Here is a 14,853-nt window from a genome sequence, read left to right as displayed (position 1 = left end):
GGGCGGTGACGTCACCTTACCCGGTATGCTGTCTGGTACCGATTTATCCCGAAATCTGCTCCATCGCCTGCAAAATACGTTTATCGGAAATCGGATACGGCGTACCAAGCTGCTGGGCAAAATAGCTGACGCGCAGCTCTTCTATCATCCAGCGGATCTCTTTGACATCGTCATCTTCACGGCGCGCGGGAGGCAGTTTATTGAACCACTGCTGCCAGGCCTGCTGCACGCTATCCACTTTCAGCATCTGCGCACGGTCACGATGCGGGTCGATAGCCAGTTTTTCCAGACGCTTTTCGATAGCCTGCAAATAACGCAGCGTATCGCCCAGACGCTTGAAACCATTGCCGGTAACAAATCCACGGTACACCAGCCCGCCCATCTGCGATTTGATATCCGCAAGCCCCAGCGCCATGGTCATATCCACGCGCCCTTTCAGACGTTTGTTGATATTAAACACCGCAGTCAGGATCTGTTCGACCTGCTTAGCAATATCCACCACCGTATCGTTCAGTTCAGCCCGCACTTTTTCATGCAGCGCCGCAAAGCCTTCTTCGGTCCACACCGGACCACCGTTGGCGTCGATCAGTTGATCCACACCACAGGATATACAGTCGTCAATCAAATCCAGCACTTTACCGTACGGGTTAAAATACAGCCCCAGCTTGGCTTTGTTGGGCAGTTTCTCATGCAAATATTTGATTGGTGAAGGAATATTCAGTAACAACAGGCGGCGTAAACCGCACCACATCGCCTGCTGTTGCTCCAGCGGGTTATCAAACAGTTTGATGGCAACGCTGTCACGCTCATCCACCAGCGCTGGCCAGGCTTTTACCTTATAGTTACCGCGTTTTTGCTCGTAACTCTCCGGAAGCTGACCGAAGCTCCAGATGTGCAACCCGCTCTGTTCGATACCGTCATCCGCCACCGCAGACAATGTTTCCTGAACTTTACCCTTCAGTGTGTCTTTCAGATCCTGCAGCGAACGTCCTTCCTGCAGCTTTTTGTTCTTATCATCCACTACCCGGAAGGTGATTTTTAGGTGATCGGGCACCTGATCCCAATGCCAGTCTTCACGGTCAACGGTCACGCCGGTCATGCGGCGCAGTTCACGCTCCAGCGAGTCCAGCAGCGGCAGTTCCAGCGGCGTGACGCGGCCTAAAAACGCTTCCGCATAGTTCGGCGCGGGCACAAAGTTGCGTCGTACCGGTTTCGGCAGAGACTTAATCAGGGCGATAACCAGTTCACGGCGCAGCCCCGGAATTTGCCATTCAAAACCGCTCTCTTCGATCTGATTGAGTAGCGGGAGCGGAATATGTACGGTCACACCGTCCGCATCGGCCCCGGGTTCGAACTGGTAACTTAACCGTAGTTTGAGATTGCCCTGATGCCAGAAGTTCGGGTAATCCAGCTTACTGATTTTTTCCGCGCCCTCTTTGATGAGCATGCTCTTTTCAAAGTTGAGCAGATCCGGCGTTTCACGGCTGATCTTTTTCCACCAGCTGTCAAAGTGACGCGCGGAGACTACATCATGGCTGATGCGTTGGTCGTAAAACTCAAATAGCGTCTCATCATCAACCAGAATGTCGCGACGGCGCGATTTGTGCTCTAACTCTTCCACCTCAGCGCGTAACTTCAAATTGTCACGGAAAAACGCATGGCGCGTTTGCCAGTCGCCCTCCACCAGCGCATGGCGGATGAACAGTTCACGCGACAACGCGGGATCGATCTGGCTGTAGTTCACCTTACGGGCTGCAACAATAGGTAAACCGTAGACGGTAACCTTTTCTGTTGCCATCACCGCGCCCTGCGCACGTTCCCAGTGCGGTTCACTGTATGAACGTTTGATCAGATGCTGGGCAACCGGTTCGACCCACTCAGGATCGATGCGTGCAGCAATACGTCCCCACAGGCGGCTGGTTTCCACCAGCTCCGCTACCATCGTCCACTTCGGCGGTTTTTTAAATAGACCAGAGCCTGGGAAGATCGAGAAGCGAGCGTTACGCGCCCCGGTAAATTCCTGTTTATCGGCATCTTTCATCCCGAAATGTGACAGTAAACCGGTCAGCAACGCGACGTGGATCTCTCTGTATTCAGCGGGTTCGCTGTTAACAGGAATCCCTAACTCTTTCACCACCTGACGCAGTTGCGTGTAGATATCCTGCCATTCACGCACGCGCAGGTAGTTCAGAAAATCAAGTTTGCACTGACGACGGAACTGGTTTGACGACAGCGCTTTCTGCTGCTCGCCGAGATAGTTCCACAGATTCACAAATGCGAGGAAATCAGACTCTTTGTCGTGGAAACGGCGATGCTTCTCGTCGGAGGCCTGCTGCTTGTCCATCGGGCGCTCGCGCGGATCCTGAATAGACAGCGCCGAGGTGATAATCATCGCCTCACGTACGCAGCCATGTTTTTGCGCTTCCAGCACCATGCGAGCCAGGCGTGGATCCACCGGCAGTTGCGAGAGCTGACGGCCCAATGGCGTCAGTTTGTAAGCGGTTGTCTGTTCGTCGGTGGTTATCGCCCCCAGTTCTTCGAGCAGGCGTACACCGTCCTGAATGTTACGTTTATCCGGCGCTTCAACAAACGGAAACGCCGCGATATCGCCCAGCCCCAAGGCGGTCATCTGCAAAATAACGGACGCCAGGTTGGTACGCAGGATCTCCGGGTCGGTAAACTCCGGGCGCGACAGGAAATCGTCTTCGGAATACAGACGAATACAGATCCCCTCCGAAACACGACCGCAACGGCCTTTACGCTGGTTGGCAGAGGCCTGCGACACCGGTTCAATCGGCAAGCGCTGAACTTTGGTGCGGTAACTGTAACGGCTGATACGCGCAGTACCCGGATCAATCACATACTTGATCCCCGGAACGGTCAGCGAGGTTTCCGCCACGTTGGTCGCCAGCACGATACGGCGACCGCTGTGCGACTGGAACACACGGTTCTGCTCGCTGTTGGAAAGACGCGCATAAAGCGGTAGCACTTCGGTATGGCGCAAATCCAGCTTATTCAGCGCATCGGCGGTATCGCGGATTTCGCGCTCGCCGCTCATGAAGATCAAAATGTCGCCCTGACTTTCACGGCCTAACTCATCTACGGCATCAAAAATTGCCTGCAATTGGTCACGCTCGGTGTCATCTGCGTCTTCAACAATTGGACGATAGCGAACTTCCACCGGATAGGTTCGACCAGAGACTTCGATAATCGGTGCATTATTGAAATGCTTTGAAAAACGCTCCGGATCGATGGTCGCCGAAGTGATGATAATCTTTAGATCCGGACGGCGCGGCAGGAGCTCTTTCAGATAACCGAGCAGAAAATCGATATTCAGGCTGCGCTCATGCGCTTCATCGATGATGATGGTGTCGTACTGCATCAGCAGCCGATCCTGCTGGATTTCCGCCAGCAGGATACCGTCCGTCATCAGCTTAACCATGGTGTTGTCGCTGACATGATCGCTAAAACGGACTTTATAACCGATACAACCGCCCGGCTCGGTTTGCAGCTCTTCTGCAATACGGTTCGCCACGGTACGCGCCGCCAGACGACGCGGCTGGGTATGGCCGATCAGCCCTTTTACCCCGCGCCCGAGCTCCATACAGATTTTGGGTAACTGAGTGGTTTTCCCTGATCCCGTTTCCCCAGCGACAATCACCACCTGGTTATCGCGGATCGCTTCCAGAATATCCTGTTTTTTCTGACTGACGGGCAGGTTTTCCGGGTAGCTGATGACCGGACGCGCGGCTTCACGCAGCACAACTTTACCTGCAGCGTGATCAATCTCTTTTGCCATCTCCTGGTAAATGGCCTGTTGTGCATCAGGATTTTTAACCTTCTTCACGCCATGCAGGCGGCGGGCAAAACGCTGTCTGTCACGCAGCATCAGTGAATCCAGCTGTTGCTGCAACATGTTGAAGGTTAATTTTTGTTGTTCTGTCATAGCGTTAAAAGGCAGTGCTCTGCCGGGTTAAATCTCTTTTAGATGATAGGTATAGAGTACCACATCAGCGCTTTTCATGTGTTGTTCAATAATTTCGAACATAGGATTCGATATATTGCGCTATCACTGCGACAGGATTGTGAATAAAGTGTCAACAAGCAACGGGGCACTCCCCCTTCAAACACATAAAAGGAAACACCCATGAGCAAGGTATTAGTTCTTAAATCCAGTATTCTGGCAGGGTACTCTCAGTCTGGTCAGTTGTCTGATTATTTTGTTGAACAGTGGCGTGAAAAGCACTCCGCTGATGAAATCACCGTCCGTGACCTGGCTGCAAATCCTGTTCCGGTACTGGATGGCGAACTGGTGGGTGCGCTGCGCCCGAGCGATGCACCGCTGACACCGCGTCAGCAGGAAGCGCTGGCGTTGTCCGATGAGCTGATTGCTGAGCTGAAAGCGCATGATGTGATTGTTATCGCCGCGCCGATGTATAACTTCAACATCCCAACCCAGCTGAAAAACTATTTCGATCTGATTGCCCGTGCAGGTGTGACTTTCCGTTATACCGAGAAAGGTCCGGAAGGTCTGGTGACGGGTAAACGCGCAGTCGTGTTGACCAGCCGTGGTGGTATCCATAAAGATACGCCGACCGACCTGATCACGCCGTATCTGAACGTATTCCTGGGCTTTATTGGCATCACCGACGTGAACGTCGTCTTTGCTGAAGGCATTGCGTACGGCCCGGAAGTGGCGTCCAAAGCGCAGTCCGATGCGAAAGCCGCTATCGACAGCGTCGTCGCTGCCTGATAATTCACCCTCTCACCATCCGGTGGGAGGGTTTCTCCAGCATTTACTTCTTTACCTGCACCTGTTTGCCGTGAATGCGGTTAATATCACGCCAGATGGTTGCATAATCTCTGCACTTCGCCAGATTCTCTTCCCAGCAATGCAGCAAAAATTGTTCTGGCTCGGCAACATCCCGGCTTAACAGCTTGAATATCCAACGATTCCAGACATACCACTTGAAAAGCCACATGATTTCACTCCGCAACGCGACCGGTGTTGAACTATATCAGCCTCAGTTTGATGCCGTGTGGCAACTATTGCGATGTCGATGAATAAGTCAGCGTCGTGCCTCTCTGGTTGTGTGCAGAGAAAATTTATTATTTTCTCAACCACTTACCATTGATGCCCTGGACGTACTCCCCTGGTTTAGCCCGAGCGACCAGCTTTTGTCCGGCCATTTTCGCCACTTCATCTGGAGGAATGTTATTGCTCTCAGCCAGTTGCTGATAGCTGGCGCTGCGTGCTTTATTAATCTCACTCACCAGCGCCTGCGTTTCGGCGTCGGTTTGCAATGCCACCAGATAACCATTAAGCGTTTCGCCCACCCGCCCCTGGGATCTGGCTTCATTCAAGGTCAATGCCCACCCATTGCCACTGAATAAACTCAATGCCACCAGGATCACTGCAAGCTGTTTTTTCATCGTGACCTCAGAACAAATCGCTGCGCGATTTTAATAAGCTCTCAACGTCTTTATCGACTTTAATATGGATCTCATGCTCGATTTTGACGTTCATATTAATAGTGATCGGCTCTTTAGGCGCAGCCACTTCGATTCTGGGTGTGCAGCCGATCAGCAGAGATGAAGCCAGCAGACCCAGCATGGCAGCTATCGTTTTCATTGTTGTTCCTCACATTCCTTGCCTTCCGGGCAATGGGATTCCGGCAGCGCTGCATTTTGTTCAAGCCATGCCTGTAAATTGTCGCCAAAACGCAAACTACGCCATAGCGTAAAGACGTTTTCCTCATGGGTGTAATTCAAATTAACCGTCCCCACTTTGCCATCCACCCGGCTATTGCCAGTTACGGTTGCCTGCATGGTTAAGACACCGAGATTATCCAAATTTATTTTCGTCCAGGAATGGCTTATTTCCATATAACGCAGCCAGTTAATGGCCGCACCGGCTGCCATATTATCTTTGACGACGGCATCCGCCGTGTCTTTATCAATACGCAGCGTCATAGGCCCCGGATTGGTCAGCCAGCCGTCTTTAATGATCCACTTTTCGTTATCCAGCCATAACGGCAACGCACCGCTGACCGGGCCAGACATGGCGAATTGCTTGGGATTAACCGCGCTGATAAGCTCGCTGGAAGATATATTTTGCACCCGTAATAATGCCGGATCGTGCTGCGGCATCCGCAGTTGTTGCATGATGACTTTGCCCCCTAGCAGTTCGGCGCTGACATCGCTTAACAGTAACGGATTGTCTTCACTCCAGGGATACGCCCCCTGTAGATCGGCGGCGATATTTTTCACCGTCACCTGATTCACCACTTCCGCAATACGTAGTGAAATAGGTCCACGCGTACCCAGTTGCCATGCGCCTTCACTAAACCGGAAAGGCAACACAAAATCGACGCCATTAATTTGGTTATCGGGCATCCAGGCGCTACCGCCTTTTAATACCCCATGGCCGCCCGCTTCAAAGCCCTGTTCCGGGGCAGCCGAAAACGCAACCTGCGCATACAGTTCACCTTCACGTAGCTTCATTTTCCAGTCTGGTGGGATGAGCGGTTGGAATACGGTGAGCGATTGTTTTGGCCACCAGGCCTGTCCGCGCAGGCGGATCCCGTCCCAACGGCCATTTACCTGTACTGGACCTATCGCGCCCGCGTGAAGCTGGCCTTTAAACTGGAAAATCGTCGGGTCGGTGCCTTCCACGCTGAACTTCAGGGTTGACGGCGGTAACACGCTCCCCCCGGTAAAGGTGGTGTTCCCTGCGTCCAGCAACAGCGCGCCGCTAAAAGTCGGTTTGTTGGCATCCCGTACCCAGACGATCGGCTCGTCCATCACCAGGCGTGGGGTTTCCACCTTCATGGTGCCGTATTGCAGGTGGTCAAATCCGGTGGAGAGATCAAAAAGCTTCAGGGTGTTGTCATGCCATTCGCCCTTACCCGCCACGTCCCAACGCGCATGCATTGGCGTAAAGCTGCCTTTGCCCCAGTACCGCCACTGCCAGCGACCCGCGTCAGGGAGAAAATCATTTGCCAGACCATCCAGATGCAATTCAAAACCGCCCATCTGGTTTTCATGCGCGCGCAATATAGCCTGCAGACGGCCATCTACGCCGCGCTGTGTTACTTTTACGCCCGCCAGCGGCCAGCGAATTTCGTCAATATCCAGCGAGTCAATCACCCGTCCACGCGAACGCAGCAGCGCTCCTGGCTCGAAAGCCAGCTGCGGGTCGTTCAGGCTTCCGGTGAGTCTGGCGGGTAATTTGGCGTAGAAGATCAGGTCACCCTGTTTCGCCTCGCCTATCAACTGTAACGGCATGTCGCTACTATCCACACCCAGCTTACCCGGCCCCAGCGTTAATACGGCGTTTCCTTTACCTGCATCGCCTTGGGTCAGTATGTTCAGACGCCCGCTCACCACCGCATTTTCCAGCCCGGCCTGCCAGTTTTCAACTTTCATGCCCAACCGCCCGCTGAGCGGGAATCCCTGATAAGGCCAGTTCCAGCGACCGTCGCTGATGGTTAATTGCTGGCGGGTTATTTCCCACGGAAGATCGAGCAACGGATCGGCATTGTCCCGCGCCATGACGATCAGTTGTCCGCTGTTTTCTTGCCACTCCAGTTCGGCGTCCACCAGTGAGGGCTCCTGCGGCAAGCTCAGAGTAGCAACCGCATGACCGCTCACCGGTAGTCCATCAGGAACCAGCGGCATGGTAAATTCACCGACCAGTTTTACCGGCGGTTGCCCTTCAAACGCGGCTATATCCAGCTCATTTACCGTGAGATTTTGCCCGTGCAGACGCCCCTGGAATTTCACTTTTTCACCCTGGTAGCGCAGTTGCTGGGTCGATGGCGTTAGCGAAAGAGACAGTTTTCCCTGCCACTCCTGCCAGGGGGAGAGAATAACTTTGTCGATGTTAATCCAGGTATTGGGCAGCATCGATTGCCATTCAGCCAGCGTTTTGGGCGCTGCCGGAGACGCTTCTGTCTGCGGTAATTTAGCCAGGCAAGCGGAATCCAGCTCAATTGTCCCGACATTGAGCAACCAGCGGCTGGGATGGGAAAGATCGGCCCGAGTAATGCGCGCTAGCGGGCAATCATCGACCAGATAACGGAGTTCCGGAATATGCAGCCCATGCCGTGTCAGCCGAGGGCTCTCATCCAGCGCGATGCGCGTGCCAACAGGTAACCAGACGCCCACCAGCGTAGGAACCCACAGGCCAAGCGTCATGACCAACGTCAGCGGCACGAGAATCAATAATAAGAGAAGTGCCAGAGCGGCTTTATATTTACCCTTCATGGGTAGTTAATATCCTGATTTAGCGAAAATTTAAGCCGGTTTAGGCCAGTATTGTGGCATGTTTAACAGGATATGCCCACATTAAGAATAAATTCCCATGAAGTATATGCACTATTTATCAATCAACGAGCATTAATAAAATAATAATTATTTCAATAAGATAGTGCGTTATTTTATATGGCACGCTGTTACACGTGCCGTCGGGAATATAAAGAACTCAGACTCAATGAGGCCTCAGTTCTCCATCGCTATGTTTAGGTCCTAAACGACCAGCTTCTATCAGAATTTCCTCAATGAGCTCTTCGAGGCACTCCCTACCATGATGATCGCAGACCAGATGTACCTGCCGGGAAATCTCCTCAGGTTTCATACCATCACATAATGCCGCCTTAAGCATTAAGGTGGCCCATCGCTTTGCTTCAGAGTGAGTTAACATGACCCCTCCCGATATTTGCTACCAGTATAAGCGTAGCTGTCTGGATGTGATTCGGCTGGCTTTTTACCTGCATCGATTACGGGTATTGAGTTGGACGGAAAAATATCCAGTTGTTGAAATTGAGTAACCTGCCCACACTAACAACAGATGCGCTGAAATTATTCATTACGCCTATGACTATCAATAACTTTTTAGATTTTGTAAAATAATTTGAATTGGATTAATGTGACGTCAAAATCACTGGAGAAAGTCTTATGAAACTCGCCATCTATAGTACAAAACAGTACGACAAGAAGTATCTGCAGCAGGTTAACGAGGCTTTTGGTTTTGAACTTGAATTCTTTGACTTTCTGCTGACGGAGAAAACAGCCAAAACAGCCCATGGCTGTGAAGCCGTCTGTATCTTCGTCAACGACGATGGCAGCCGCCCGGTTCTGGAAGAGCTGAAAAAACATGGCGTGAAATATATTGCGCTGCGTTGCGCCGGCTTCAATAACGTCGATCTCGACGCGGCAAAAGAGCTCGGCCTGCAGGTCGTCCGTGTGCCAGCCTATTCACCGGAAGCCGTCGCTGAACATGCGATTGGCATGATGATGACGTTGAATCGCCGTATTCACCGCGCCTATCAGCGTACTCGTGATGCCAACTTCTCCCTTGAGGGGCTGACCGGCTTTACCATGTATGGCAAAACGGCTGGGGTGATCGGTACCGGTAAGATTGGGATTGCGGCACTGCGGATCCTGAAAGGTTTTGGGATGCGCCTGCTGGCGTTTGATCCCTACCCAAGCGCTGCCGCACTGGAGTTAGGCGTTGAATATGTCGATCTTAAAACGCTGTTCGCGGAGTCCGATGTCATCTCCCTGCACTGTCCGTTAACGCCGGAGAATTATCACCTGCTCAATCACGAAGCCTTTGAGCAAATGAAAAATGGCGTGATGGTTATTAACACCAGCCGCGGGGCGTTGATCGATTCACAAGCCGCTATCGATGCGCTGAAAAACCAGAAAATTGGTTCTCTGGGTATGGACGTGTATGAAAACGAACGCGACCTGTTCTTTGAAGATAAATCCAATGACGTGATTCAGGATGATGTGTTCCGCCGCCTGTCGGCCTGTCATAACGTGCTGTTCACCGGTCACCAGGCGTTCCTGACTGCCGAAGCATTGACCAGCATTTCTGAGACCACACTGCAAAATCTGGCACAGATCTCCAAAGGCGAAACCTGTCCAAACGCCCTCTTCTAATCCCTGTGCTCCCCTGGATTCAGGGGGGCATTTTCAGATAATCACCGATGCTAAAATCTTCAGTATCATTATTATATTGAATGTATTCCCGTCACAAACGTAGAGAAATTGAATGAAAAAAGTTGTCACGTTGATTGCGCTCAGCATGCTGATGGCTGGCTGTGTGAGCAATGGAAAAGTTTCCGTCAATCGCGAACAGTTGCAGCATCACCGCTTCGTTTTGCAGAGCGTGAATGGTAAAGCCGTCACCGTCGCTAATAACCCACCCGAATTGAGTTTTGGCGAAAACATGACGGTATCGGGAAAGATGTGTAATCAATTCCACGGTCAGGGCAAACTGTCCGACGGCGAGTTGAAGGTTAAAGATATGGCGATGACCCGCATGATGTGCGCCGATCCACAGCTTAACGCGCTCGACGGGATCGTCAGCGACATGTTTAAGCAAGGCGCACAGGTCGATCTGACTGCTGACCAGTTAACACTGGCGACAGCAGAACAAACGCTGACGTATAAACTCGTGGATTTAATGTAGGAAACGCGGTGGCTTAATAGTTGCCACAGCTTCCGGCGGCAAGCGACTGCTCACTACAGCGTTTGCCGTTGGGTAACGCACACATTCCGATAGCTGAACCATCAAGCTGACGGGCAACGGAGAGCGAACCACCAATCATGGCGCAATTAGCTTCTCCAGAACTGGACATTGCGGCCTTCATCCCCGGTGCGACATGCGCGGCGGTTGCCTGCTGAACAGGTTCACTACTACAAGCCGATAATAATAACGCGGCACACCCTACCCAAAACGCTGCGCGCATCTTACTCCCCTCTGAATATTAACCAAACGACACAGCCATAAATAATAGGCAGCGGAAACACCGCCGTCGAGAGGCAATATGCGCATTTATGCGCACTGTTTACATTTTCTGGCAATTTTTTGGCTGCTCCTTTGATCAAACCATTCATTCTGTTTATTCGGGGGACACAAAAGCGAAAATCTGTCTTTAGCGCTTTTGCTAAACTAAAAGGATAACTACAGGATTCGCCGCTGTTACGCGTGTCCCTTTTTTTGCGCAATGTAAGGGTGTCAGTATGATCACAATTGACGGTAATGGTGCGGTTGCTTCGGTCGCATTTCGTACCAGCGAGGTTATCGCCATCTACCCGATTACGCCCAGTTCGACGATGGCTGAACAGGCGGATGCCTGGGCCGGGAACGGGCTTAAAAACGTGTGGGGGGATACCCCTCGTGTCGTAGAAATGCAGTCGGAAGGCGGTGCGATAGCGACCGTTCACGGCGCGTTGCAGACCGGTGCGCTCTCTACGTCGTTTACTTCATCGCAGGGCCTGTTGCTGATGATCCCGACGCTGTACAAACTGGCCGGTCAGTTGACTCCGTTTGTGCTGCACGTTGCGGCGCGTACGATTGCCACTCACGCATTATCCATCTTTGGCGATCATTCCGACGTGATGGCGGTGCGCCAGACGGGATGCGCAATGCTGTGCGCCAGCAGCGTTCAGGAAGCTCAAGACTTTGCGCTAATTTCGCAAATGGCCACCCTGAAAAGCCGGGTCCCGTTTATTCATTTCTTTGATGGTTTTCGCACATCGCATGAAATTAATAAAATAGTGCCGCTGGCCGATGACACAATCCTCGGGCTGATGCCACAGGCAGAAATTGATGCTCACCGCGCGCGCGCGCTCAACCCGGAGCATCCGGTTATTCGCGGTACGTCTGCGAACCCTGACACTTACTTCCAGTCGCGCGAAGCAACAAACCCGTGGTACAACGCGGTTTACGATCACGTAGAACAGGCGATGAACGATTTCGCTGCTGCGACGGGCCGTCAGTACCAGCCATTTGAATACTACGGTCACCCGCAGGCAGAACGCATCATTATTTTGATGGGCTCGGCGATTGGAACCAGTGAAGAAGTCGTCGAAGAGCTGCTGGCACGCGGCGAGAAAGTAGGCGTTCTGAAAGTGCGTCTGTTCCGCCCATTCTCTGCCAGACATTTACTGCGCGCCCTGCCGGAAACGGTACGGAGCATCGCCGTCCTGGATCGCACCAAAGAGCCCGGCGCGCAAGCTGAACCGTTGTATCTGGATGTAATGACTGCGCTGGCGGAAGCCTTTAACTGCGGCGAACGAGAAACGCTACCGCGCGTGATTGGCGGGCGTTATGGACTTTCTTCTAAAGAGTTTGGCCCGGACTGCGTCATGGCGGTCTTTAATGAGCTGAGTAGCGCGAAGCCGAAATCTCGCTTTACGGTCGGTATCTATGATGATGTCACCAACCTGTCGCTACCGTTACCGGAAAACACCCTGCCCGGTACCGCGAAGCTCGAGGCACTGTTTTACGGGCTGGGCAGTGACGGTAGCGTGTCGGCCACCAAAAACAACATCAAGATTATCGGTAACTCTACGCCGTGGTATGCGCAGGGTTATTTCGTCTATGACTCGAAAAAAGCAGGCGGTCTGACGGTTTCTCACCTGCGCGTTAGTGAACAACCTATTCGCTCAGCGTATCTGGTGTCGCAAGCCGATTTTGTTGGTTGTCACCAGTTGCAATTTATCGATAAGTATCAGATGGCTGAGCGCCTGAAACCTGGCGGTATATTCCTGCTTAATACCCCGTACAGTGTGGATGAAGTCTGGACACGTCTGCCGCAGGAAGTTCAGGCTGTTCTGAATCAGAAGAAGGCGCGTTTCTACGTGATTAATGCGGCCAAAATCGCCCGCGAGTGCGGTCTGGCTGCACGTATTAACACCGTTATGCAGATGGCGTTCTTCCATCTGACGCAAATCTTACCAGGCGACAGCGCTCTGGCTGAATTGCAGGGTGCGATTGCGAAAAGCTATAGCAGTAAAGGACAGGATCTGGTTGAACGTAACTGGCAGGCGCTGGCCCTGGCGCGTGAATCCGTCGCCGAAGTGGCACTTCAGCCGGTTGATTTACATAGCGCTAATCGCCCACCGGTGGTTTCTGATGCCGCACCTGATTTCGTGAAAACCGTCACCGCGGCAATGCTCGCCGGTCTGGGCGATGCCCTCCCCGTTTCAGCGCTGCCGCCAGACGGCACCTGGCCGATGGGCACCACGCGTTGGGAAAAACGCAATATCGCCGAAGAGATCCCCATCTGGAAAGAAGAGCTGTGTACCCAGTGCAACCACTGCGTAGCCGCCTGCCCGCACTCGGCTATCCGCGCCAAAGTGGTTTCACCAGAAGCGATGGAAAATGCCCCTGCCAGCCTGCATTCTCTGGATGTGAAATCACGCGATATGCGCGGTCAGAAATATGTCCTGCAGGTTGCGCCAGAGGATTGCACCGGGTGCAATCTGTGCGTTGAAGTATGCCCGGCGAAAGATCGCCAGAACCCGGAGATCAAGGCCATCAATATGATGTCGCGCCTTGAGCACGTGGAAGAAGAAAAAGTTAACTATGACTACTTCCTCAATCTGCCGGAAATCGATCGCACTAAACTGGAACGCATTGATATTCGTACCTCGCAGTTGATAACACCGCTGTTTGAGTACTCTGGTGCCTGCTCTGGCTGTGGTGAAACGCCGTATATCAAATTGCTTACGCAGTTGTACGGCGACCGTATGCTGATCGCCAATGCGACCGGCTGTTCATCAATTTATGGCGGTAACCTGCCCTCAACGCCTTACACCACCGACGCCAATGGTCGCGGGCCTGCGTGGGCAAACTCCCTGTTTGAGGATAACGCCGAGTTTGGGCTGGGCTTCCGCCTGACGGTGGATCAGCACCGTGTACGCGTCATGCGTTTAGTGGAACAGTTTGCCGATAACATTCCGGCTGAACTGAATGACGCCCTGCACGCTGAAGCTACGCCAGAGGTGCGCCGTGAGCAAGTTGCAGCACTGCGCCAGCACCTGAAAGATGTCGACGGCGCACAGCAGTTGTTAACCGATGCCGATGCGCTGGTCGAGAAATCTATCTGGCTGATTGGCGGTGATGGCTGGGCTTACGATATTGGTTTTGGGGGACTGGATCACGTCCTGAGTCTGACCGAGAACGTCAATATTTTGGTACTGGATACCCAGTGTTACTCCAATACAGGCGGACAAGCGTCGAAAGCTACGCCGCTCGGGGCCGTCACTAAATTTGGTGAGCATGGCAAACGCAAAGCTCGCAAAGATCTTGGCGTCAGTATGATGATGTACGGGCACGTGTATGTTGCACAAATCTCTCTGGGCGCGCAGTTGAACCAGACGGTGAAAGCTATCCAGGAAGCGGAAGCCTATCCAGGTCCGTCGCTGATTATCGCCTATAGCCCATGTGAAGAGCATGGTTACGATCTCGCACTAAGCCATGATCAGATGCGTCAGCTCACGGCAACCGGGTTCTGGCCGCTGTACCGCTTTGATCCGCGTCGAGCAGATGAAGGTAAGCTGCCGCTGGCGCTGGACTCTCGGCCACCGTCAGACGCCCTGGCCGAAACATTGCTTAACGAGCAGCGCTTCCGTCGTCTGAATACCCAACAGCCAGAAGTCGCAGAACAGCTCTGGAAAGACGCCGCAGCCGATCTGCAAAAACGCTACGACTTCCTTGCGCAGTTGGCTGGAAAAGCGGAAAAGAGCGGTACCGAGTAATGCGTTTATCTCAGTATTAACCTGGAACCCAAAAAAAAGCCCGAACAGTTGTTCGGGCTTGTCAATTTATTCGCTGGCTAATTAATAATAGCTATCAATACGTCAACGAAAAATAAAACGTGACAATAAAGGCATATAACAGGCGCAGAATAACCCAACACACTTCACTTGTATAATTTTTATTTTATATATTTACCAACAATACATTCACCACAATTATCATCATTTCCGTAGAATTATTTATTTAAGGTTTTACTTAAGGCGTAACAATTCATATTTATCCCTTTACGGAAC

Annotated in this window: 10 protein-coding genes; 4 read left to right on the top strand and 6 right to left on the bottom strand. The window is 52.4% G+C overall.

Annotated features, from left to right (window positions below; genetic code table 11):
- Nucleotides 1-43: 43 nt before the first annotated feature.
- Nucleotides 44-3,946, bottom strand: coding sequence for an ATP-dependent RNA helicase HrpA (hrpA, locus tag OGV93_RS18435; protein WP_287109930.1), 3,903 nt, complete (start codon nt 3,944-3,946; stop codon nt 44-46).
- A 201-nt stretch (nt 3,947-4,147) separates the two neighbouring features.
- Between hrpA and azoR the strand changes: the two genes are divergently transcribed.
- Nucleotides 4,148-4,753 carry an FMN-dependent NADH-azoreductase gene (gene azoR, locus OGV93_RS18430; RefSeq protein WP_006684422.1) on the top strand — a complete coding sequence of 202 codons (606 nt, stop codon included), beginning with the start codon at nt 4,148-4,150 and terminating at the stop codon, nt 4,751-4,753.
- Between the two features lie 43 nt (nt 4,754-4,796).
- On the opposite strand, the gene OGV93_RS18425 is transcribed toward azoR, so the two are convergent.
- The 4 genes from OGV93_RS18425 to OGV93_RS18410 all read right to left on the bottom strand — a co-directional run bounded on the left by OGV93_RS18425 (nt 4,797) and on the right by OGV93_RS18410 (nt 8,268).
- Nucleotides 4,797-4,982: a hypothetical protein gene (locus OGV93_RS18425; protein WP_016153181.1), complete on the bottom strand. Its 186-nt coding sequence runs from the start codon at nt 4,980-4,982 to the stop codon at nt 4,797-4,799.
- A 127-nt stretch (nt 4,983-5,109) separates the two neighbouring features.
- Nucleotides 5,110-5,433 carry a YdbL family probable chaperone protein gene (locus OGV93_RS18420; RefSeq protein ID WP_016156611.1) on the bottom strand — a complete coding sequence of 108 codons (324 nt, stop codon included), beginning with the start codon at nt 5,431-5,433 and terminating at the stop codon, nt 5,110-5,112.
- A 7-nt stretch (nt 5,434-5,440) separates the two neighbouring features.
- Complete coding sequence (locus OGV93_RS18415) at nt 5,441-5,632, bottom strand: YnbE family lipoprotein (RefSeq protein WP_016156612.1); 192 nt, start codon at nt 5,630-5,632, stop codon at nt 5,441-5,443.
- Nucleotides 5,629-8,268: a YdbH family protein gene (locus OGV93_RS18410; protein WP_287109928.1), complete on the bottom strand. Its 2,640-nt coding sequence runs from the start codon at nt 8,266-8,268 to the stop codon at nt 5,629-5,631. Before OGV93_RS18410 ends, OGV93_RS18415 begins: the two co-directional genes overlap by 4 nt.
- Nucleotides 8,269-8,958: 690 nt before the next feature.
- On the opposite strand from OGV93_RS18410, the gene OGV93_RS18405 reads away from it, so the two are divergent.
- Both OGV93_RS18405 and hslJ read left to right on the top strand, forming a co-directional pair.
- Nucleotides 8,959-9,948: a 2-hydroxyacid dehydrogenase gene (locus OGV93_RS18405; protein ID WP_003833196.1), complete on the top strand. Its 990-nt coding sequence runs from the start codon at nt 8,959-8,961 to the stop codon at nt 9,946-9,948.
- A gap of 112 nt (nt 9,949-10,060) precedes the next feature.
- Nucleotides 10,061-10,480: a heat shock protein HslJ gene (gene hslJ / locus OGV93_RS18400; protein ID WP_287109926.1), complete on the top strand. Its 420-nt coding sequence runs from the start codon at nt 10,061-10,063 to the stop codon at nt 10,478-10,480.
- Between the two features lie 13 nt (nt 10,481-10,493).
- On the opposite strand, the gene OGV93_RS18395 is transcribed toward hslJ, so the two are convergent.
- Complete coding sequence (locus OGV93_RS18395; RefSeq protein ID WP_003020360.1) at nt 10,494-10,760, bottom strand: putative hemolysin; 267 nt, start codon at nt 10,758-10,760, stop codon at nt 10,494-10,496.
- 274 nt (nt 10,761-11,034) lie between these two features.
- Between OGV93_RS18395 and nifJ the strand changes: the two genes are divergently transcribed.
- Nucleotides 11,035-14,559: a pyruvate:ferredoxin (flavodoxin) oxidoreductase gene (nifJ, locus tag OGV93_RS18390; protein WP_287109924.1), complete on the top strand. Its 3,525-nt coding sequence runs from the start codon at nt 11,035-11,037 to the stop codon at nt 14,557-14,559.
- Nucleotides 14,560-14,853: the final 294 nt, after the last annotated feature.

Source organism: Citrobacter sp. Cb031 (genome assembly GCF_030336725.1).
Classification (GTDB): Bacteria; Pseudomonadota; Gammaproteobacteria; order Enterobacterales; family Enterobacteriaceae; genus Citrobacter; species Citrobacter braakii.
Note: the sequence above shows the minus strand (reverse complement) of the source record. Positions and strands in the feature narration are given on the sequence as shown.

Coding starts and splice junctions, on each gene's coding strand:
- hslJ (WP_287109926.1), top strand. CDS start 10,061: ATGAAAAAAGTTGTCACGTTGATTGCGCTCAGCATGCTGATGGCTGGC.
- OGV93_RS18425 (WP_016153181.1), bottom strand. CDS start 4,982: ATGTGGCTTTTCAAGTGGTATGTCTGGAATCGTTGGATATTCAAGCTG.
- azoR (WP_006684422.1), top strand. CDS start 4,148: ATGAGCAAGGTATTAGTTCTTAAATCCAGTATTCTGGCAGGGTACTCT.
- OGV93_RS18395 (WP_003020360.1), bottom strand. CDS start 10,760: ATGCGCGCAGCGTTTTGGGTAGGGTGTGCCGCGTTATTATTATCGGCT.
- hrpA (WP_287109930.1), bottom strand. CDS start 3,946: ATGACAGAACAACAAAAATTAACCTTCAACATGTTGCAGCAACAGCTG.
- OGV93_RS18420 (WP_016156611.1), bottom strand. CDS start 5,433: ATGAAAAAACAGCTTGCAGTGATCCTGGTGGCATTGAGTTTATTCAGT.
- nifJ (WP_287109924.1), top strand. CDS start 11,035: ATGATCACAATTGACGGTAATGGTGCGGTTGCTTCGGTCGCATTTCGT.
- OGV93_RS18410 (WP_287109928.1), bottom strand. CDS start 8,268: ATGAAGGGTAAATATAAAGCCGCTCTGGCACTTCTCTTATTATTGATT.
- OGV93_RS18405 (WP_003833196.1), top strand. CDS start 8,959: ATGAAACTCGCCATCTATAGTACAAAACAGTACGACAAGAAGTATCTG.
- OGV93_RS18415 (WP_016156612.1), bottom strand. CDS start 5,632: ATGAAAACGATAGCTGCCATGCTGGGTCTGCTGGCTTCATCTCTGCTG.